Annotated in this window: 18 protein-coding genes, 1 tRNA gene and 1 rRNA gene; 6 read left to right on the forward strand and 14 right to left on the reverse strand. The window is 44.1% G+C overall.

Going from position 1 to position 21,068, the window contains the following annotated elements; genetic code table 11:
* Both ACOJS8_RS10450 and ACOJS8_RS10455 read right to left on the reverse strand, forming a co-directional pair.
* A partial coding sequence (locus tag ACOJS8_RS10450; RefSeq protein ID WP_420148487.1) for a (Fe-S)-binding protein occupies window positions 1–500 on the reverse strand: 500 nt, incomplete at its 3' end.
* Between the two features lie 27 nt (window positions 501–527).
* Complete coding sequence (locus ACOJS8_RS10455) at window positions 528–1,904, reverse strand: 4Fe-4S dicluster domain-containing protein (protein WP_420148488.1); 1,377 nt, start codon at window positions 1,902–1,904, stop codon at window positions 528–530.
* A 126-nt stretch (window positions 1,905–2,030) separates the two neighbouring features.
* On the opposite strand from ACOJS8_RS10455, the gene ACOJS8_RS10460 reads away from it, so the two are divergent.
* Window positions 2,031–2,106, forward strand: a tRNA-Phe gene (locus tag ACOJS8_RS10460).
* 254 nt (window positions 2,107–2,360) lie between these two features.
* Window positions 2,361–3,272 (forward strand): DUF2279 domain-containing protein, encoded by a 912-nt coding sequence (locus ACOJS8_RS10465; RefSeq protein ID WP_420148489.1) that lies wholly within the window; start codon window positions 2,361–2,363, stop codon window positions 3,270–3,272.
* Here the strand turns inward: ACOJS8_RS10465 and ACOJS8_RS10470 are convergent.
* From ACOJS8_RS10470 to ACOJS8_RS10485, 4 genes are all read right to left on the reverse strand, one after another.
* Window positions 3,263–5,101: a MutS-related protein gene (locus tag ACOJS8_RS10470; RefSeq protein WP_420148490.1), complete on the reverse strand. Its 1,839-nt coding sequence runs from the start codon at window positions 5,099–5,101 to the stop codon at window positions 3,263–3,265. The two genes, ACOJS8_RS10465 and ACOJS8_RS10470, sit on opposite strands and share 10 nt — an antisense overlap.
* 76 nt (window positions 5,102–5,177) lie before the next feature.
* Window positions 5,178–5,594, reverse strand: a complete 417-nt coding sequence (locus tag ACOJS8_RS10475) for a Fur family transcriptional regulator (RefSeq protein ID WP_420148491.1) — start codon at window positions 5,592–5,594, stop codon at window positions 5,178–5,180.
* Window positions 5,595–5,646: 52 nt separating this feature from the next.
* The gene (locus ACOJS8_RS10480) at window positions 5,647–7,458 is read right to left on the reverse strand and encodes an ABC transporter ATP-binding protein (protein WP_420148492.1); all 1,812 of its coding nucleotides are present in this window, start codon (window positions 7,456–7,458) and stop codon (window positions 5,647–5,649) included.
* A gap of 76 nt (window positions 7,459–7,534) precedes the next feature.
* Window positions 7,535–8,509, reverse strand: coding sequence for a gliding motility protein (locus tag ACOJS8_RS10485; RefSeq protein WP_420148493.1), 975 nt, complete (start codon window positions 8,507–8,509; stop codon window positions 7,535–7,537).
* Window positions 8,510–8,548: 39 nt separating this feature from the next.
* Here ACOJS8_RS10485 and ACOJS8_RS10490 point away from each other — a divergent pair, with 39 nt between their 5' ends.
* Window positions 8,549–9,451: a PorT family protein gene (locus ACOJS8_RS10490; RefSeq protein WP_420148494.1), complete on the forward strand. Its 903-nt coding sequence runs from the start codon at window positions 8,549–8,551 to the stop codon at window positions 9,449–9,451.
* A gap of 45 nt (window positions 9,452–9,496) precedes the next feature.
* Here the strand turns inward: ACOJS8_RS10490 and hisF are convergent, their stop codons facing one another.
* The 6 genes from hisF to ACOJS8_RS10520 form a co-directional block, all read right to left on the reverse strand.
* Window positions 9,497–10,258: an imidazole glycerol phosphate synthase subunit HisF gene (gene hisF / locus ACOJS8_RS10495; RefSeq protein ID WP_420148495.1), complete on the reverse strand. Its 762-nt coding sequence runs from the start codon at window positions 10,256–10,258 to the stop codon at window positions 9,497–9,499.
* On the reverse strand, window positions 10,258–10,680 hold the full coding sequence (locus ACOJS8_RS10500) for a GNAT family N-acetyltransferase (protein WP_420148496.1): 423 nt from the start codon (window positions 10,678–10,680) through the stop codon (window positions 10,258–10,260). The genes hisF and ACOJS8_RS10500 overlap by 1 nt, the downstream gene beginning before the upstream one ends.
* A gap of 14 nt (window positions 10,681–10,694) precedes the next feature.
* Window positions 10,695–11,330, reverse strand: coding sequence for a hypothetical protein (locus tag ACOJS8_RS10505; protein ID WP_420148497.1), 636 nt, complete (start codon window positions 11,328–11,330; stop codon window positions 10,695–10,697).
* Between the two features lie 12 nt (window positions 11,331–11,342).
* Window positions 11,343–12,065 carry a 1-(5-phosphoribosyl)-5-[(5-phosphoribosylamino)methylideneamino]imidazole-4-carboxamide isomerase gene (hisA, locus tag ACOJS8_RS10510; RefSeq protein ID WP_420148498.1) on the reverse strand — a complete coding sequence of 241 codons (723 nt, stop codon included), beginning with the start codon at window positions 12,063–12,065 and terminating at the stop codon, window positions 11,343–11,345.
* 72 nt (window positions 12,066–12,137) lie between these two features.
* Window positions 12,138–12,725: an imidazole glycerol phosphate synthase subunit HisH gene (gene hisH, locus ACOJS8_RS10515; RefSeq protein WP_420148499.1), complete on the reverse strand. Its 588-nt coding sequence runs from the start codon at window positions 12,723–12,725 to the stop codon at window positions 12,138–12,140.
* 179 nt (window positions 12,726–12,904) lie between these two features.
* A complete protein-coding gene (locus tag ACOJS8_RS10520) occupies window positions 12,905–13,831 on the reverse strand; it encodes a DUF72 domain-containing protein (protein ID WP_420148500.1) in 927 nt (308 codons plus the stop codon).
* A 194-nt stretch (window positions 13,832–14,025) separates the two neighbouring features.
* Between ACOJS8_RS10520 and ACOJS8_RS10525 the strand changes: the two genes are divergently transcribed.
* Window positions 14,026–16,698, forward strand: a complete 2,673-nt coding sequence (locus ACOJS8_RS10525; protein ID WP_420148501.1) for a valine--tRNA ligase — start codon at window positions 14,026–14,028, stop codon at window positions 16,696–16,698.
* A 133-nt stretch (window positions 16,699–16,831) separates the two neighbouring features.
* Window positions 16,832–17,350 (forward strand): D-glycero-alpha-D-manno-heptose-1,7-bisphosphate 7-phosphatase, encoded by a 519-nt coding sequence (locus ACOJS8_RS10530; protein ID WP_420148502.1) that lies wholly within the window; start codon window positions 16,832–16,834, stop codon window positions 17,348–17,350.
* Between the two features lie 314 nt (window positions 17,351–17,664).
* Here the strand turns inward: ACOJS8_RS10530 and ACOJS8_RS10535 are convergent, their stop codons facing one another.
* Window positions 17,665–19,149 (reverse strand): arginine decarboxylase, encoded by a 1,485-nt coding sequence (locus ACOJS8_RS10535; protein WP_420148503.1) that lies wholly within the window; start codon window positions 19,147–19,149, stop codon window positions 17,665–17,667.
* Window positions 19,150–19,389: 240 nt separating this feature from the next.
* Here ACOJS8_RS10535 and ACOJS8_RS10540 point away from each other — a divergent pair, with 240 nt between their 5' ends.
* Window positions 19,390–20,781, forward strand: a complete 1,392-nt coding sequence (locus ACOJS8_RS10540) for a UDP-N-acetylmuramate--L-alanine ligase (protein ID WP_420148504.1) — start codon at window positions 19,390–19,392, stop codon at window positions 20,779–20,781.
* Between the two features lie 138 nt (window positions 20,782–20,919).
* Here the strand turns inward: ACOJS8_RS10540 and rrf are convergent.
* A 5S ribosomal RNA gene (rrf, locus tag ACOJS8_RS10545) occupies window positions 20,920–21,030 on the reverse strand.
* Window positions 21,031–21,068: the final 38 nt, after the last annotated feature.

The following is a 21,068-nucleotide window of genomic DNA, read 5'->3' on the forward strand; positions in this document are numbered from 1 at the left end:
TAAATTTTATTAGCCCGCCCTAGATAGCACGAATCATGAAACGTTATCCGCCGTCCTTTGAACGACTGGCCGTCTTTAACCCTAATACGTCCTTCATTAATAAGTCCCTGTAAAAACTGGGAATGGTGAGTCACTTCATACTTACCCCCCAGTTCAGGATATTCGTTCTTAAGCGTATTGAAGCAATGTGGGCAGGCAGTTACGATCTTCTTAACGTTATAGCTATTTAATACCTGAATATTCGCCATTGCCTGCATCTGAAACAAAAATTCGTTTCCGGCTCGACGTGCCGGATCTCCCGTACAGGCTTCTTCCGGCCCTAATACAGCGAACTTGATACCAACATGGTTTAGTATTCGAACGAAGGCAATCGTTACGCGTTTATAACGATCATCGAACGATCCTGCACAGCCAACCCAGAACAGAACCTCTGGCTCCTCGCCCGATGCCATCATGTCGGCCATTGTCGGTACTTTATATGTATTTACTTCTTCAGCCATGTTTTTAGTCCGTAGTCTGACACATATTTATTTAACTTCATTCACCTGTTCAGCCCAGTTAAACCGATCACCTGGCGAAAATTTCCAGGGAGCCATGTTGTTTTCAATATTGCTGAACATCGCATTCCAGGACGCCGGCGCCTGCGATTCTTCCATCACCCGATAGCGACGCAACTGCAGGATAATATCCAGCGGATTGATATTAATCGGACAAGCATTAACGCAAGCCTGACAGGTTGTGCAAGCGTTCAGCTCCTCCGCCGTAATGTAGTCGTTCAGCAGTGATTTATCGTCTTTGTAATCATAACCGTGCATTTTCCAACCCTGTTGAATTTCTTCGAGTCGGTCTCGGGTATCCATCATGATCTTGCGGGGCGACAGTTTTTTACCTGTAATATTGGCCGGACACGCTGCCGTACAACGTCCACACTCGGTACAACTGTAGGCATTCATAAGATTGATCCATTTTAGATCCTGTACGTCTTTAGCTCCAAACCGGCCAACCTCTGCCGGCTGCTCTCCATTATCATTTGCCTGCGAACCATCGGCCTCAGTTGTTACGGGTAATCCTAAAGCCAATTGTACTTCTTTGGTGATTTCAGGCATATTCTGCATCTCGCCTTTTGGCTGAAGATCCGAGAAATAGACGTTTGGAAAGCCCAGAGCGATGTGCAGGTGCTTTGAATACGTTACGTATACGGCGAAAGCCATAATTCCCAGAATATGCGCCCACCAGGATAACCGTTCATAAAGCACTAAAGCGGTATCACTGAAACCCGTGAAGAGTGGCTTTAAAAATTGGCTGATCAAGAAATCGGGTACAATACCCTGCAATTCAGCATAATGACCGAAGCCCCGATCGCGCAGGACGCTGTCGGATGCATTCCAGGTCAAAAAAGCGACCATTAATAAGATTTCAGCAATGAGAATAATAGCTGCATCTGTGCGGGGCCAGCGCGTCATTTCACGATGTCGATCTGGCTGAAAACGACTCACTTTGGCAATGAATCGACGGCACAAAAACACGATGCATACAACCAGTACGCCAAAAGCCAGTATTTCAAAAACGTCAATCAAGATTGGATAAACCGGCGTAATGTAGGGGGCAAACAGACGATGCGTACCTAAAATACCATCCAGAATAATCTCCAGAATTTCAAGATTGATGATGATGAAGCCGGCATAAATAACAAAGTGCATAACCCCAACTAATACGTTGGTAAACATCTTTTTCTGCCCGAACGCTACCAGCAGCATCGTCTTCAACCGTTCATCAGCATGATCGAACCGATTCTCCGGCCGACCTAACCCGATAGCTCGAGTAATGAGTTGGATACGTTTAGTTATGAACCAGGCGGTTACAGCTAATGCCGCTACGAATAAAATTTGCTGAATAATCTCCATTCCATTTTTGAAATTTATTCTATCTGATAATCAAACAGATTGATCGAGAAAAATCATTTATTAAAAAATATTCTGTCTCAAGTATTGCAAAGAGAGCCGTAATACGTACTTTTGCACCCACGTTTCGGTGATGTAGCTCAGTTGGTAGAGCAAAGGACTGAAAATCCTTGTGTCGGCGGTTCGATTCCGTCCATCACCACCACCTTAACGTAAGCCTTTTCAATCGAGAAGGCTTTTTTTATGCCTTGCCGCTCGCACTCTTTGAATTATTTACGCTATTACAAAATAAAATAGTATGCATGCATACTATTTTATTTTGTGGCAAAGGTACTGCTTTCTCCAGATTTAACAATCCTCCGAAGGAGTTGTTTTGCACAGGATTCACATCTTCCTGGCACTTTCCTTATACGTTAAAAGGAGGTAACTTTTTGATAATCTTCGAGTCCTATTGCACTCATGGGACTTAAACTTCTCCTACTTTTTTGCTCACTACAGATTAGTCCTCAAACTGACTCCTTACCAGCCTGTTCGGATAGTCTTGCAAGAAAGTATAAATTATCAGTTAGTACGCCCAAAAAGGGCAGATTGTGGGCGGTTGGCGCTACGTCACTTCTTACTTTAGGTTCAACGTATGGGTATCTGGAACGAACCTGGTGGCATGACAAAGGCGTTCCGTTCCATTTTGATGAAGGCCGAGATTTGACTTACGCCAGAAGTTTAGACAAAATTGCTCATCTAATGGGTGGTACGTTTATAGCCGACGCGTACTATAGCGCCTTTCGGTGGGCAGGCGTGAGGCAGTCGAAAGCCGAATGGCTGGCTTTTGGTTCAGCAGCTTTTGTAGAGTTAGGAATCGAATTAAAAGATTCGTATTCACCAACGTATGGCTTTAGCTGGCGCGATGTAGCAGCAGGTACCATTGGTGGTTTCTGGCCAATGGTTCAGAATCGGTCGGGTTTTCTACGAGATTCTCAGTGGAAATTCAGTTACTGGCAGCAGACCCCTAAATATTTCAAGTCGCGTGGAATTCCCGTACAACGCTTTTCTATTGATGACTACATCAATCAAACGTACTGGTTTTCATTTTCGCCTGAGCATTTTGGCGGTCAGCGCTGGCAACGTATCTGGCCTGACTGGCTGCAATTGTCGGTTGGAATGGGTCTGGAGGCTGAAACGTGGAACATGAACAAAGATGGGTTAGGAGGCAGACATGAGTGGTACGTTGCGCCAGATATAAACCTGATCAAACTCTTGAAACCCCGTAGTGCAACGGCTAAAGTTTTTCTGGCCTTGTTCAAATACATCAAGATTCCAATGCCAGCAGTGCAGATAGGACCAACTTTCCGCTGCTATTGGTTTTATTTTTGAACTGCGTTCATTTCAATACCAATGGCTTGCATCAACTGGCTGGCGTTAAAACTCTTACAAATGCCTGTACGAAGTTGGTAATCAAAGATAAGTTCACCGTTTAGCAGATCAGACTGGAAATGATAATTTCGGACGAAGTCATCCGCGTCGGTAAGCTGGCCTAGCTCAAGATCATGCGTCGAGACAAAGCCCGAAGCCGTAGTTCGATGTAACTGACGGATTAACGCTTCCGCGCCCCGATGTCGATCTGCAGAGTTTGTTCCTTTCAGAATTTCGTCCAGAAAATATAATACCGGCAGGCGATCATGCGGCAAGCGACTTTGGGACGTAGCATCCGTCTGTTTTGTCAGATTGATAAGTGTCTGAAGCCGTTTAAGTTCAGCGTAGAACGATGACGTGCTTTCTTCCAGCGAATCCTGGGTGCGCATGCTTGTAAAAACACGTACTGGCGAACACCAGAATCGTTCGGCACTAACAACGGCACCCGCAAGCGCTAATACTACGTTAGCGCCAACCGTCCGCAAAAATGTGCTTTTTCCCGACATGTTAGAACCCGTAATCAGTACAGTTTGACCAGAACCTGATAATGACAGCGAATTTGCTACGCTACGTTCCGGTGGTAACAACGGGTGAGCCGCTGACGTAAAATCTAGTATGAATTCATCATCGACAATGTCGGGGACTACGTAAGCAGGATGAGCATAAGCAAAGCCCGCCAGACTGATAAGTGCTTCCAGCTCACCAAGTGCTTCGAACCATCGACTAAGATCGGGGCCATGACTTTTCCGCCATTGTTCGAGTCGGTATAGATAATGAATATCCCACAACGTAACGACTCCAAAAAACAGATAGAAGTAAGGATTTCGCCTGTAGTTTAGCCCTTCGGTCAGTCTGGAAAGTTGCCCAACGGCTTCGGCGGCTGATTGCCCATCCGACATTAAGGCCTGTTCAATGGCTCGTAGGCGAATCGCTTTCCCTTTTAGCTGCTTGGCTTGCTGAAATAAGGATTGGAAAGCACGTAACGCCGTTGATATTTCGAATGTCTGCTCGCTAACTTCTTTGGCTCGTGCCGTGGTCTGACTGAGTACAGCAGCATGAATGGCTAGCCCAATTAGAACAGAGATACCAGGCAAGTAGCCCAATAACCAGCTAACGAACAGGCCAATTGTAATAACCGGAAAAAGAAACCGCACTACGTTCAAATAAACCGGCAATGGAGATTTGTCGGCAGCGGTTGCCCATTTGATCAGTTCATTAGGCGATTTATTAACGGCTTCTTCAATATAAGCCAGTGCTTCAAATTGTTGCCGCCAGTCAATCTGAGGTTGTAACTCAGCAACAGCCTGTTGTCGTAAACGGATAGAGTCTGGGGCAGAAGGGGCTTTCAGCCAGGCAGCTAGCCGGTTTTCACCTTCATGCGTGTAGGTTCGGTTGAGAAGTCTGAATAGAGAATGCTTACCGAAAACGTCCAGATCTCCTGAATAATAATGCGTCGGGCTGGCAAACGGCTCCCCTGTTTCCGGGCGCAGGTATTGGCGTTTGAGCCGAGCCGTTTCATCCTGATTAACAAAAGCAAGCTGGTGATTCAAATCCCGTTCGCGCCGGATAGCCTGGTGCTTTTTCAGCAGAATTAGAAAACCGACAACGCCAGCTAATAACGTAGCTATGGCAGCTACCTGTTGATCAAGTCGAATAAGCAGCCAAACAGCGGCACTACACCCAACAAACCACAGGAGCCGCCAAAAAGCCAGTTGATTGTACTGACGCTGGGCCGTTTGTTCTAACTGAGTAAATTTCTGTTGACGTTGTAGAAAGGTTTCGGTGGGCATAATGTAACGCGGGAAGGAACCCATAATTTTTTCGAGCAAAACGGCGGGTTTCTAACGTAACGATAAACCGCCCGTATTACTTATTACAATCCTGACAAACGCCCTGAATCAGTAGGTTCATTTCTTTACGGTTGTAACCTTTGGGCAATGTAACTGTCGGAATGCTAACCTGCTCCAGGCAAGTCGTTTGACCGCAGGTTTCGCACTTGAAATGAACATGATCGTGATGATGGTGGCCATCTGTACATGTTTCGCGGCAAAGGGCATATTTTGTGCCTCCTTCATCGTCGAGAACTTTATGAAGCAGGCCTTTATCCAGAAATGTACGTAACGTCCGGTAAATTGTCACACGGTCGTGGTCAGGACCAAGACCATTTTCGATGTCGTGATGTGCCAGTGCATGACCAGCATTCAGAAACAAATCCAGTACTTCCTCTCGTCCACTCGTATGACGCAGGTTAAAGTCTTTCAGGGTTTTAGAAGCAAGTGTCATTGTTATAGCAGGGAAAATAAAGAATGGATAATGTCAGGAACAACTGCCTATCTTACTCATTATCCAGCATTTCAAATTGCAATTTAACCAGATTTGCATAGATACCGTCTTCCTGAGCAGCCAATTCCTCGTGCGTACCTGACTCGGCGATCTGCCCTTCGCGCAGTACGTAAATCCTGTCAACTTTGCGAATGGTTGCCAGCCGGTGGGCAATAATAATCGTTGTTCGGTTCTGCATCAGTTCGTCTAACGCTTCCTGAACTAGCCGCTCCGATTCGGCATCGAGAGAACTAGTCGCTTCGTCCAGAATCAAAATAGCTGGATCTTTCAGAATAGCGCGGGCAATAGCGATACGTTGCCGCTGACCACCGGAGAGCTTGATTCCACGTTCGCCCACAACTGTTTGAAAACCCTCCGGAAACAATTCAATAAACTGCAAGGCGTTGGCCTTCCGGGCGGCTTCGCGTACTTCGGCTTCCGTGGCGCCGGGCCGACCGTACTGGATATTTTCCATAATTGTTCCACCAAACAGCATAACCTCCTGTGGAACGATAGCCATATTCTTACGCAGTTCAGTAATATTAAAGCCATCCAGATCACGCCCATCGATGGTTATCGAACCGCCACCAATAGGATAATAACGCATTAGTAACTGCACAATCGTCGATTTACCGGCTCCGCTCTGACCGACCAGTGCTATCTTCTTACCGGCCGCTACGTCGAATGATATACCTTTCAAAACCGTTACGTCAGACCGTGAAGGATAGGAAAAATGAACATCGTTGTACCGGATATGACCGTGTACAGGCACAAATAATGGCAATGCTTCATTGGCCTTTACTTCCGAAGGTTCATCCAGGATTTCCAGAATCCGCTCCGACGAGCCAATCATCTGGGCTATTTGAGCGTAAACATCGCCCATCCCGCCAACAGAACCACCAATGAAGGTTGTATAGACCAGAAATGTGAGCAGATCAGCGAAAGGCATTTCGTTATTCATCACCAACGATCCACCGTACCAAACAACGCTGATAATACCGCCAAAGAGTGCGAAAATGATAAACGATACAAAAATGCCCCGATACGTTGCCGCTCGTAAGGCTGTAGAAACCACTCGCTGTAAGGCTGTTCCGTAACGATCTATTTCCAGGCTTTCGTTCGTAAAAGCCTTTACTACGTGGACTGATTGTAAGGTTTCTTCAACGATAACATTAGCCTGAGCCAGTAGATCCTGGACCTGTCTGGATAGTTTGCGAATGAATCGGCCGAAGAACAAAGCAGCGATAATCATTACGGGAAAGGTTGCCAGCATGAATAGCGTTAATTTCCAGGAAACGTACAGGATAATTCCCGTACCGATAACCAACGTAGCAACCTGACGAAACAGCTCAGCTAACGTCAGCGTAAATACATTTTGTAGCTGTGATACGTCTGCCGAAATTCGGCTTGTCAGCTCACCTACTCGTCGCTGCTCAAAAAAAGGAACCGGTAACGTAATGATCTTAGCGTAAACCGATCTGCGAACATCGGCCATTGCCCTTTCGCTTACCTGAGAGAAAAAGTAAATTCGGGAAAATGAGAAAATAGCCTGGGCTACCAGTACGCCCACAAAAAAAAGAACAGTCTGATTGAGTGTAAAGGAAGATTTACCCTGGATAACACTTGTGATTTGCCCAATCAGCAAACCGAAACTCATGGTCGTTGCTGTAGACAGAATCAAAAAAATGAATCCGATAATGTACATCCCCCGGTAAGGTTTTACAAACCGGAAAATATTCAGTGCTTTCCTGAAGCCCTCTCTGGTAAACTTTGGCTTCTTGTCTTTATTGGCGTCTTCGCCAACATTTTCTCCTCGCTTTGCCATTATCAGTCGATAGTCAGCTAGCCGGTAGTCGATCCTTTGGAGTTTCCAACTGATAACTATCGACTCACGACTTTTTTTACTCGCTTTGTCCTTTATAGCCTGACTGCTCAAAAATCTGTCGGGCATTAGCGTCGCCCATCAACTCACTGATGCCAACGTTTGCATGTTTATCGTGATATCGTCCTACAATCCGCCATCCTACCCAACGACCAATAGCCCCTGGGCAAGCCTGTCCAATTTCAGCCGTAAAGGGCCGCTCATTCAAATATCGCTGTTTTATAGCTGGGTTGGTCTGATACAGAAGTTGATTATCAATAAAATGTGCCCAAACAACATCCTGCGCGTTAAACGTTTCCGTTAGTTGTTTGTCTGAGTATCCGATAACTAAACTATCCGCCACTTCAGGAAGCATCGTTTTGGTAAATACGTACCCTTTACCGTAGTAAATCATATCGGCCAGCATTGTTTGATCCTGGCGATTAGTAGCGTTATATTTATCAGAAATAGCAAAAACTATGGCCGGAACAAGGTAATCTTTATCGTAGCGACGGAGAATATACTGCGGATATTCTGGTCCTTGGGGTCGGAATTTTGCCTTCGGCCCGGCAAAGTAATCGAGACCAATAACAATCAGACTATCTGTAACTACCAGATCTGGTCCCATAAAACCCGTTACCATCGTAACAACTTTAGGCGATCGGAAGTCAGGAAAGTCTTTTTTGATATTGGCGAAGGCCTCAGCCAGTTGTTTTTGAAGATCGGCCATGTCGCCAAATTGAGCCTGAACCTGCTGATTAAATTCATTCAGCGCCGGATTATTGATCCGGTCAGTCAATTCCCGAACTATACTTGTATCATTTCCAGCTCCGTTCGCGTTAAAGTACAATTGAGCGACAGCCGGATTCTGATTCAGAAAAGTTCGGACACTGTCGGCAGACTTATAGGAAAAGAGTTGTTGATCGAGCCGAACAAGCGTAACCTCTTCGTTTTTAGTACACGAAGCTAAAAAAAACAAACAAAAAAGGCCCACAATGGCCACTTGTATTCGCATGAAAATCACGGGTTTTCAATATAGAAAACGTGCAAAATTATGAAAAAAGTTGCAGGGTTAGGATTGATTTTGGTCATACTAACAGTTACCGGTGGTTGGGCGCAATCTAAATCAACGGCACTTTACCAGCTAAGAACGAAGGAATCGAACGCAACAGAAAAGCGTTTCCGCAAAATTCTGGGCGATAATTATGATGGACAGGACAAGAATCGCAAGGAGTACGACGACGACCGCAAAAAACGTCGTCGACAACAGCGGCAGAATGCGGACGACGCCAATGAGAACAATGGGTATGGGTCTGGTCCTGATTACGCCTGGCCTACGCACCTGATCGAGATGAGTATCCGGTTTGCCCCTTCGCTTAACATCAACACGGCCGAAGGTACGGGCAGTTATGCGGGTTTTCAGCCGAACGGAGTGGGTGTGCGTATGAGCGTTGGGCCCTCGCTGGATTATTTCTTCTTTAAAAATCGCTATGCGTTCAGCACTGGCCTTTGGTACACCATCAAACGATCAGGTTTTCAAATGCCCGGTACGTTTGGCTCGACAATCTGGAATCCGGGTGCGCCCGAAAAAGAGTCGATTTACAACTTACAGTATTTACAACTCCCAGCTACTGTAAAACTATTTGCCAACAACATTGCGCCGAATATGCGGCTCTATCTACAAACGGGTGGTTTATTCAGTATTAAACTTGCTGAAAAACCATTAGATCAGGTACGTAATGGTTTATACACAGCCGAAAGCGGAGGCAATCGTAGACAATATGGTTTTGGAGACGTAGAACTGTTACTCGGAACGGGCATCCAATACAAAATCAACCAGAACAATGCCTTTAATATTGGCATGAGCTATCAGCGGGGCCTGATTAACGTAGCGCGGGGCAACGAGCTGGTGTCTAAAAGCCGGACCGTAACTCTGGAACTAGGCTTTAAGTTTTAAGTAGCAACGTAGTATCGGCAAAACATAGTCGATACTACGTTGCTGTTAATTTGTTATCCGCATTTCAACACCTTTCTCGCGTAAATACGTTTTCAGAGCAGGAATATCGATTTCCTTGAAGTGAAAAATACTGGCCGCCAGACCCGCATCGGCCTTGCCTGTTGTGAACACATCGACAAAGTGATCCATCGTGCCAGCACCGCCTGAAGCAATTACCGGAATATTAGCGGCTCCCGAAATCTGAGCAGTCAGCTCCAGTGCGAAACCTGCTTTGGTGCCGTCGGTGTCCATTGACGTTAACAGAATCTCTCCGGCTCCCCGTTCTTCAATTTCCCTGGCCCAAGCAATGGTACGTAGCGTAGTAGGCTTACGTCCGCCATGCGTATGCACAATATGCTCACTATCTACGTAACGCGTGTCAATGGCAACCACGATACACTGACTGCCAAATTCCAGCGCCAACTCGTTAATCAGATCAGGATTTCGTACGGCCGACGAATTGATGGAAATTTTATCGGCTCCAGCGTTTAAAAGAGCTGATACGTCGGCTACGGATGAGATTCCACCTCCAACTGTAAACGGAATATTGATCGTATGCGCTACGTTCCGAACAAGCTCAATCAGCGTTTTCCGTTCATCAACAGTAGCGGTAATGTCAAGAAACACCAGTTCATCAGCGCCCTGTTCGGCATAAATAGCAGCTAACGCAACGGGATCACCAGCATCGCGCAGATTAACAAAATTGGTGCCTTTTACGGTACGTCCGTCTTTAATATCGAGGCAGGGAATGATACGTTTGGTAAGCATTAGTAAGCGGTAAAAGCTTTAATATTCATTGTATTTTCGGGATTATCAATCGGTTTGAAGCCAAACCGCGCGTAAAGTCTGTGCGCATCCTGTGTAACCAGCATAATACGTCGCAACCCCTGCAAAGGCGGGTAATTCATGATGAAACTTACCAGTTGCTTCGAAAGTCCTTTTCCCCGATGTTCTGGCAGAATAAATACATCGGCTAGATAGCCGAACGTAGCAAAATCGGTAATAACGCGCGCAAACCCAACCTGTTGGTTTCCCTGATAAACGCCGAAACAAGCCGAGTTTTCAATAGAACGCTGAACAATTTCTAGCGGAATATTCTGGCACCAATACGCTTCCTGACTTAGAAATCGGTGAATGACGACAAGGTCAAGTTTGGCCTTATCAGTACTAATTGTGTATTCTTCATTCATGGCTGTTCTGGCATTTAGAATGCTGCGCCCAATTCGTCCAGAATCGAAACTACTTTTTTCAACTCGATAATTTCAGGTTTATGCCTAAAGTCGCCATGTGGATTAATATAAGCATATGTTCGAGAACCGTTGGCGCTGAAAATTTCAAAATGGTAACTCTCACCGTCCGTAATCCAGATAAAAGAGTTTTTTTTCTTCTTTGCATGAACGTTGATCGTTCCATCTGAACTAATTGTATACCAGGTAGAATCTCTTTGTGGCCTGGGATGCAATTCATCAGCAATAGCCGCCTGATCTGGCAAAGTCAGTACGTTCTGTTGCTCTAATCGACGCCACAAGTCATCTGGTACTATTTTTTTTGACTCTATTTCCTCTGCACGGATAAACTTGTCCCTCCTAAAACGCAGATTATACTTTGATAAACTAAGTTTCCTCTCCGTTTTTATCAATCGGAAAAGCTCATGAGCCTCGCCAAAACAAAGCTGACACTTTTTCCAGACACGTATTTCATAGTCACCGTCTTTCAATCTGGGCATTTTTAAGCCCATTTTTTCGCTCAGGGCTGGGAAATACAATTTTGATTGAGTTTGAGCAACTGTCTTACCCGACAGGACTAGAAAAATGAATAGAAATACGCTACGGTATTGCATAGCCAACTTCTCTTACATTTCTGTAAACTTTGTCAATTCCTTCAACGTAACGCGTCCTTCGTAAATCGCTTTGCCGACGATAACGCCAAAAACGTTCATATCAGCCAGGGTTTCAATATCAGCTATATTACTGACACCACCACTAGCAATTACATTCAGATCAGGAAATCGATCCTGTAAGTTCCGGTAGAGATCGAACGAAGGCCCCTGCAATAGCCCGTCTTTTGCTACGTCGGTACTGATAACGTAGCGAATACCTTTTTCCACCCACTTCTCCACAAAATCGTAGACCCACACTTCAGTCGATTCTTCCCAGCCGCTGACCGCAATTTTCTCATTTTTTGCATCGGCGCCCAGGATGATTTTTTCCGGACCGAGTCGTGAAAGCCAGCGCTCCATTATGTCGGGCTGTTTAACAGCAATGCTGCCGCCCGTAACCTGTTTAGCACCACACTCAAAAACGACTCGAAGATCTTCGTCGGATTGCACACCACCTCCAAAATCAATATGCAGTTTGGTTTTAGATGCAATCAACTCCAGAACTTTCCAATTGATTACACGCTTCTGTTTGGCACCATCGAGGTCAACCAGGTGCAAACGGGTCAGACCAGCATCTTCGAATTGCTGTGCCACTTCCAACGGACGGGCATTGTACTCCTTTTTCTGACTATAGTCGCCCTGCGTTAAGCGAACGGCTTTCCCTTCAATAATGTCAATAGCGGGGATGATGTACATAGATAACGTAGGCAAAGACCCACTTTTTAATTTATTAACGTGTCTTTATACTTGAGATAAGAACCATCTGCGCTATAATTTCAGGAAATTCTCTAAAATACGTTGACCAATATTCCCGCTGATTTCGGCGTGAAATTGAGCTGCATAAAAATTATCCCGATGTAACATGGCGCTAAACGGACGAACATAATCACAAACGGCGGTGGTTTCTGGACAAACCTCAGCAGCATAACTGTGAACGAAATACACATAGGCATTTTCCGGCAAACCATCAGTCAAAGGACCGCGTAGCATATGGATGCTGTTCCAGCCGGTATGCGGTACCTTAAATCCGGGTTTTGTTGGAAAACGCCGAACATCGATATCAAAAATACCCATGCAGGTTGTGTTGTTTTCTTCCGAATGCCGGCACATAAGCTGCATTCCGACGCATGTACCAAGAACAGGCTGTTTCAACGACGGAATCAGTTTATCCAAATCCCGTTCCCGCAGATAAGCCATAGCCGTACTGGCTTCGCCCACACCCGGAAAAATAACTTTGTCGGCTGAACGAATTTCAGCCTCATCGTCGGTAAGCAGATAGTTTGCGCCCAGCCTTTCCAGTGCGTACATAACCGACTGGACGTTACCTGCGTTGTATTTAATAATGACAGTTTTCATAAAGAAAAAGCCCGGCTCATTGGCAGAACCGGGCTTTGTATATTGTGCTAATCAGGATTATCTCGCCGAATTCACAAACAAGCGCATCTTGTTCTGCTGCGTTACCGCTCAGAATGATGATGACGATGATGTGCATTTCTTAAAATCATGTAGCAAAAGTAAACGCTTAAGCCTGCAATTCAAAACAAACTTCCCTGTACTACTTTGGGCTGAAGAACAGGCTCACGCAGATTTAGACCGCAGTGTTTATTCAGTTCGCGAATCCAGTATAGAATTAACTCCGGTGCCGTATCGTTATCACCTCCACCGTGTATGAACAGATAAGCAGTTTGAAGGCCTTTATCAAACCATGTTTTTAATCGCTGTATCCAGGCGTCAGTACGTGAGTAATCAGTTGGATGACCCTCGTTGGCAATGAAACGTAGCGTCAGAACCGGACTACTCAATCCCATGTGCAATACGTCACGTCGACCCGCTACGTCTGTAATTACTACGTGACGACGTAGCAAATAAAGCCTTTCCAGAGTCTGTTGCCAGACAGATGCTTTACTGAACCAATCGGGATGGCGAAATTCAACCGCTACGTCCAGTTCATCGGGTAAACTTTTCAGATAATTTTCCAGCACGTACCATTTATCAGTTCCAAACGTTGGTGGCAATTGGAGAAATGTCATCCCCAGAAACTCTTCCAGACTTAACACCGCATTTATAAATTCTTCAGTAAGTGCCTCAGTTGCGACGAGTTGGCGTTCGTGGCTGATTATCTGCGGAAACTTGGGGCAATATGTAAATCCCGATCGGTCGGGCGATCCGGCAGCTTCCCTTTTCCATTTCTCAACCATTCCAAGGGTTGGAATCTGATAATGTGTCAGGTTTAATTCGATGGTATTGAACTGCCGAACGTAGTAGTGTAAAAAATCGCGTTCTTTAGCCGTCGATGGATACACTTTACCCACATAATCTTTGTTTGCCCAGATAGGACCACCGATAAACACAGTAGGACGTAGTGTAGGCTCAATCCCCATCCATATCCGTGAATTAAAAGCTGCGCCGGGTGGCAGATCAAGATTTACCGCGTCGGGATTATATATTTTTCCGAATTCCATAGACTGTTGAGTCGGACGGCGCAGGGTGGCCCGTGCCGAAGTAGGCATATAGACGTAAAACTGCCAAAGACACACTTTCGTTTTTTCGCCCTCTTCAATTTAACTAATTTTGTTTTTTATCCCTAATCCCGACGTAAGTATTATCGTACAACTAAGTCCATGCGATAAAAAGTAGGATAGGATTCTAACTGATCATGATTTCAAAGACATACGCCCCCCAGGAAATTGAAGAAAAATGGTATCAATACTGGCTTGATAACCAATTTTTTAAGTCTACCCCCGACGAACGTGAGCCTTATACGGTTGTTATTCCGCCACCGAACGTAACGGGTGTGCTACACATGGGTCATATGCTCAATAATACGATCCAGGACGTACTGATTCGCAAGGCGCGTATGGAAGGCAAGAATGCCTGTTGGGTACCGGGTACCGACCATGCCAGCATTGCTACCGAAGCAAAAGTAGTAGCCATGCTCAAAGAACGTGGTATTAGTAAGCAGGATCTGACTCGCGAAGAATTTCTAGAGTATGCCTGGGAATGGACACACAAATACGGTGGAATTATTTTGAAGCAACTTCGTAAACTTGGCGCGTCCTGCGATTGGGACCGGACACGTTTTACGATGGAACCCGCCCTCTATGACTCGGTTATCGACGTATTTGTTGACCTCTACAACAAGGGACAGATTTATCGGGGAGTTCGCATGGTAAATTGGGACCCGCAGGGACGTACTGCTGTTTCTGACGAAGAAGTTATCACCAAAGAAATTCAGCAGAAACTGGTTTACATTCGGTATGAAATTGCAGAGAGCAAAGGGGCAGATGGAGAAAATACCCTAAGCCCTCTGTCCTCTGCCCCAAGTTATATCACGATTGCTACGGTTCGTCCCGAAACGATCATGGCCGATGCAGCTATTGCTGTTAATCCGAACGATGAGCGTTATAAACATCTTCACGGCAGAAAAGCAATTATTCCGCTCATCAATCGCGAAATTCCCATTATCACGGACGAATACGTAACGATGGACTTTGGTACAGGTGGTCTGAAAGTTACGCCTGCCCATGACCCAAACGACTACACCTTAGGCATCAAGCATAATCTGCCTGTACTAGACATCATCGATGAAGACGGTACGTTGAACGAAAAGGCACAGATTTTAGTCGGAACAGATCGATTTGCCGCTCGAAAAGCCATTATCAAAATGCTCGAAGAATCCGGCCATTTGGTAAAGACAGAAGACTACAAATCGAACGTTGGTACGTCGGAGCGAACAGGCGCCGTTATTGAGCCGAAACTTTCGCTACAGTGGTTCCTGAAAATGGGCGACTTATCGAAACCTGCGCTGAAGAACGTAATGGACGATACAATTAAGCTGTTTCCGCCGAAGTTTAAGAATATGTATCGGTCCTGGATGGAGAATGTGCACGATTGGTGCATCAGCCGCCAACTGTGGTGGGGGCAACGAATTCCAGCGTTTTATATGCAGGACGGAACCATGATTGTTGCTAAAAACAAGCATGAAGCTCTGGAGAAAGTGCAGCATGAAATGTTGCTCTTTGCTATGACCGAAGCCGACCTGACGCAGGATGAGGACGTACTGGATACGTGGTTTTCGTCGTGGCTCTGGCCGATGTCGGTATTTGATGGTTTGAAAGATCCGGATAACGCTGACATTAATTATTATTATCCGACGAATGATTTAGTTACAGCTCCCGAAATTCTGTTTTTCTGGGTTGCTCGTATGATCATTGCTGGTTACGAATATCGGGGGCAGGAACCGTTCAAAAACGTTTATCTGACGGGTATTGTCCGCGACAAGATTGGCCGCAAAATGTCGAAATCGCTGGGCAATTCGCCCGATCCGCTCGATTTAATTGACAAATACGGAGCGGACGGCGTTCGAACGGGTATGCTATTCAGTTCAGCGGCCGGTAATGATTTGATGTTTGACGAAAAACTGGTTGAACAGGGCCGTAATTTCAGCAACAAAATCTGGAATGCATTCCGGCTGATAAAAGGATGGAAAATTGACGAATCGTCAACAAGCGAAAGCAATTCATCTGAGTTAGCCATTCAATGGTTTGAATCGAAGCTAAACGCTACGTTACTGCAGATAGAGGATGATTTCAGTAAATTCCGGATTTCTGATGCGCTGCAGGCAGTATACAAGCTGATTTGGGATGATTTCTGTTCCCAGTACCTTGAGTTAATCAAACCTGGGTTCGAGCAACCAATTGATCGTGCTACGTATGAAGCTACGATTAATTTCTTTGAACGCTTAATGGGACTTGCGCATCCATTCATGCCATTTATCACAGAAGAAATATGGCAGGATATTCGCGAACGTAGCGCTGGCGATAGCATTTGTATTGCTCCTTTCCCGAAAGCAGGATCGGTCAACAACCAGACGCTGAGTGATTTTGATTTATTATTTGATGTCATTACCAACATACGTAACATACGTAACGCAAAGCAGATTTCGCCCAAAGTCGCTTTGCCGCTGGCTATAAAAACACCCTCATCAGATCGATTTAAGCCGCTGGAATCATTGATACGTAAAATGGCCAACGTTTCGGATATTCACTACGTTCAGGATAAAGCATTGGGAATTGCCTTTCTGATCAAGAGCGACGAGTTTTTTGTAAACATCGTTGGTGAGATTGACATTGAGCAGGAAATTATAACGACGCGTAAGGAATTGGAATATAATGTTGGCTTCCGCGAATCAACGCTCAAAAAGTTGTCGAACGATAAATTTGTTGCTAATGCTAAGCCTGAGGTTGTTGATCGTGAGCGTCAAAAATTAGCTGATGCTGATGCTAAAATTCAGGCGCTAACGCAGCGTTTACAAGATTTGGGAATGTAGAACAGCCTGTATACCACTACCTTTTGTTGGTATACAGGTTTCATTAAATAAATTTGCAACTATTTACAAAGCAAAAATGCAATTATTTAGTTAAATAATTGCATTTTTGCTTTGTAAATAGACTACCTCATCAATGAATAAGTGTGTTTTTCTGGATCGCGATGGTGTTTTAAATGAAGATCGAACAGATTATGTTTATCGGATCGAAGATTTTATCATTCCTGATGGCGTACCGGAAGCATTACGTTTATTAAAGGAAGCGGGTTACTTACTTATCGTTATTACGAATCAGGCAGGCATTGCAAAAGGACTTTACACACGTGACGATGTAATGACCTGTTACAACTACTTGCAGGAGAAATGCGGTGGCCTAATTGACGATATTTATTACTGCCCTCATCACCCTAAATATGATTCAGAATCTCTGACTCGCAAACCCGGTTCATTACTTCTTGAAAAAGCAATTGCCAAATATGAGATTGAGACCGATGTATCCTGGATGATTGGCGATGCTTTACGAGATATGCAGGCGGGTAAGCGCGTAGGGGTGCGAACAATACGGATTGCGCATGAACCTTTGCCTTCTGCCGAACACGATGGGTGCGCGACTAATTTGCTGGAAGCCTCTCAGTTTGTTCTTCAATACACTTGAAAAAAATCTCCACCTTCATTTAATTAAAAGTGGAGATCAGTCTGTAAGCAAATAGTATTTAAACCCGCGCCTGAGTTGGGGAGAGAGCAGTTTTTTTCACACTTCCATACGCTGGGCAATTTGCCTTACGTGAACAGGCTCCAAGCGATAAAGTAGCCAATATAGTTGTCAGAAGAAATAGCTTTTTCATGGAGTCATTCAATGCTTTCGTTGTATGTTTCAGATAGTTAAACGAAGATAAGTCTAAAAACAGTACGCTGATGGATTTTCTTTTCTCGTAAGAATCATTGAATAATTTTTACGAGAAAAGAAAATTAATTCTCTTCATTGATCAGTTCTGCTTCTTCTCCTCGTTCTTCAGCAGCCTCAGTAGCTTCTAGTTCCGTCATACCAGGCTCGGCGCCACCGTAACCAAGAATCTTGAGCATTACTTCACTATTCTGTTCTGGTGCGAATAGACGGGTTCGTAGATTTCCTTCTTCGTCTTTATCAACAATTACATGTTGAGGAGCGGGAATAAGGCAATGCTGGATACCGCCATATCCACCAAGCGATTCTTGGTATGCTCCCGTGTGAAACAGGCCAATATATTGATCTTCCGTATCCTGATCAAAAATAGGCAGATACAAATCAGCGCTATGTGCTTCTGTGTTATAGAAATCGTGAGAGTCACAGGTTAAGCCACCAAGGTTCACTTTTTGATAAGGATTATCCCAATTATTTACCGATAGCATAATGTACTTCTGACCCAATCCCCAAGAATCCGGTAATTGTGTAATGAACGATCCATCGATCATATACCATAACTCCTTGTCATTCTGAAGTTTCTGATCAATCACCTTGTAGATAACGGCCCCACTTTCACCTACCGTATATGAACCAAATTCTGTAAAGATATGCGGTACTGGTACGTTATTTTTGTTACAAATCCACTGGATACTCTCCACAATTTGATCAATCATGGCTTGATAATCGTACGTGAACTGGAACGAAGTTTGTATAGGCATTCCTCCTCCAATATCGATTGAGTCCAGATCAGGACATACTTTTCGTAGCTCACAATATTTATACATGAATCGGCTCAACTCACTCCAGTAGTAAGCACTATCCTTGATTCCTGTATTTATAAAGAAGTGAAGCATTTTGAGCTTGAACTTCTCGTTCGGTTGAATTTTGCTTCGATATAGCTCGTTTACATCACTATAGCGGATACCTAATCGCGATGTATAAAACGCAAAGTTGGGTTCTTCATCCGTAGCAATACGTATTCCAAAATTCACAGTGTCAGCTGTTATGGAATTCTCATATGCTTCAATTTCTTTGAGGTTATCAAGAACTGGAATACAGTTAGTAAATCCATCATTGATAAGTTCACTGATATATTGCGTGTAAAGTGGCCTTTTGTAGCCATTACAGATAATATAGGTGCTCTTCGAGATCTTATCCATCTTGACTAACTCCCGAATAATGGGAATATCATAAGCTGATGAAGTCTCAAGATGAATATTATTTTTTAGTGCTTCTTCGAGCACAAACCGAAAATGGGATGACTTAGTACAATAACAATACGTATAATTACCCTTATAATTATAGCGTTTCATAGCATTCCTAAACAGCAGCTTGGCATGTTCGATATGCTCGGTTATTTTCGGTAAGTACGTCAGTTTTAAGGGCGTACCATATTGCTTAACAATGTCCATTAAAGGGACATTATTGAACATTAGTTCATTGTTCTCGACATTGAATTCTCTCGTTGGAAACTCAAATGTCTGGTCAATCAGGTCATAGTATGTCTTCATCCCTATGTTTGACGCATAAAATGGGGGTTGTAGTCAGAAAACTGGCGTGAATTTGGCTCAAGAAACTGGGCTTTTCAAGCCAAATGAATCTGCAAAAGTATCAACGAAAAAGCGTATGCTTTGATTCGACCATCACACAAATTTAATTGAATCGAACTAATGATTGAATCTGATTGACCTGGTTCACTCATAAACGAAAAGAAACTGTACTTTTGCCACAACCTAGATAAGTTTTTCCGAATGCCTAAAGCCATCCACTTCATCTCAATTGGCGGTAGTGCTATGCATAATCTTGCAATTGCTCTCCAACAGCAAGGCTATACAGTCACTGGCTCCGACAATGAAATTTACAATCCTTCTCAGTCTCGCTTACAGCAGCATGGCTTACTGCCCTCCAAAATAGGCTGGTTTCCAGAAAAGATACATCCAGAATTAACAGCCGTCATTGTTGGGATGCATGCTCATAAAGATAATCCAGAGCTAGTAAAAGCTTTAGAGCTAGGATTACCTGTCTATTCATATCCTGAGTTTATATATTATTTGAGCCAGCAGAAACAGCGCGTGGTTATAGCGGGTAGTCATGGTAAAACAATTATTACTGCCATGATCCTTCACGCTCTAAAATTTCATAATCGAAATTTTGACTATTGGATAGGAGATCAAATTGACGGTTTTGATTCCACAGTAAAGATAACGACCGATACAGATGGCTCTGCTGCCCCAATTATTATTATTGAAGCCGATGAATATGCTTCGTCACCTATTGATTCACGACCTAAGTTTTTACATTATCAACCGCATATAGCGCTTATAAGCGGTATAGCCTGGGAACATGTTAGCACTTATCCAACTTGGGACGAATACGTTGATCAATTTGAATCATTAGCCGAAGCTATGCCTAAAGCAGGAATTCTGATTTTTGATGAATCAGACGATATGCTTGATGTTATTGGTCAGAAAGAAAGAAAAGATATTACTAAAATTCCCTATGAAGCTCATCCAAATAAAGTTGTTAATGACCAAACACAATTAATAACTAAGCAAAGCTCAAAGATATCAGTGCAGCTTTTTGGTGAACACAATATGAAGAATATTGCTGGAGCTATGGCTGTTTGCGATCGTATCGGTATAACAGAGGATCAGTTTTACGAAGCTATCCCCAGCTTTACAGGCATACCTCAACGACTAGAAAAAATAGTTGAAGAGGATTCTAAAATAATATATCTCGATTTAGCACAATCACCTACCACAGTCGCGGCTGTAGTAGAAGCTGTAAAGCACCAGCACCCTAGTAAGAAATTGATGGCTCTACTGGAATTAAGTACAATCAACAATCCAAACAAGAGCTTTTTGGAACAATATAAAAATACGTTAGATACAGCCGACCTGGCAATTGTATATCTTAATAAAGAGCATTTAATCATATCTAATCAAACTAGTTCTATAAAATTAATCGACGTATTATCGTTCTTTGATAAAGAAGATCTACAAGTATTTACAAACTTGTCTGATTTACATGCGTATTTATTAAATCAACGCGATGCAGCTCAAATATTTTTACTAATGAGTACCGGTAAAATTGATGGCATCGATATTAGAGAAATAGCTGAGAAATTGATTTCAGCTGATTAAAAAGCCATATCAGTAGATATACAATTAATCTATCGCGCCAGTAGCAACAACGGTAATAAAATTTTATACAATCTGGCTGCTCATGTGTAGATAAAAAAAGGGATGTCCCCCGTGTGGAGAACATCCCAGCTAGCTCAAAGGTGGCACCTTCCTACTCTCCCGCTTGTGACAGCAGTACCATCGGCAGTACGGGGCTTAACGGCTCTGTTCGAAAAGGGAGAGGTGTTCACCCGCCTTCACAGCACCAACCTGTTGACTCCTTGCAGGACTAATCCCTAGTCCCGCTA

The organism is Spirosoma sp. (genome assembly GCF_048594605.1).
Lineage (GTDB): Bacteria > Bacteroidota > Bacteroidia > Cytophagales > Spirosomataceae > Spirosoma.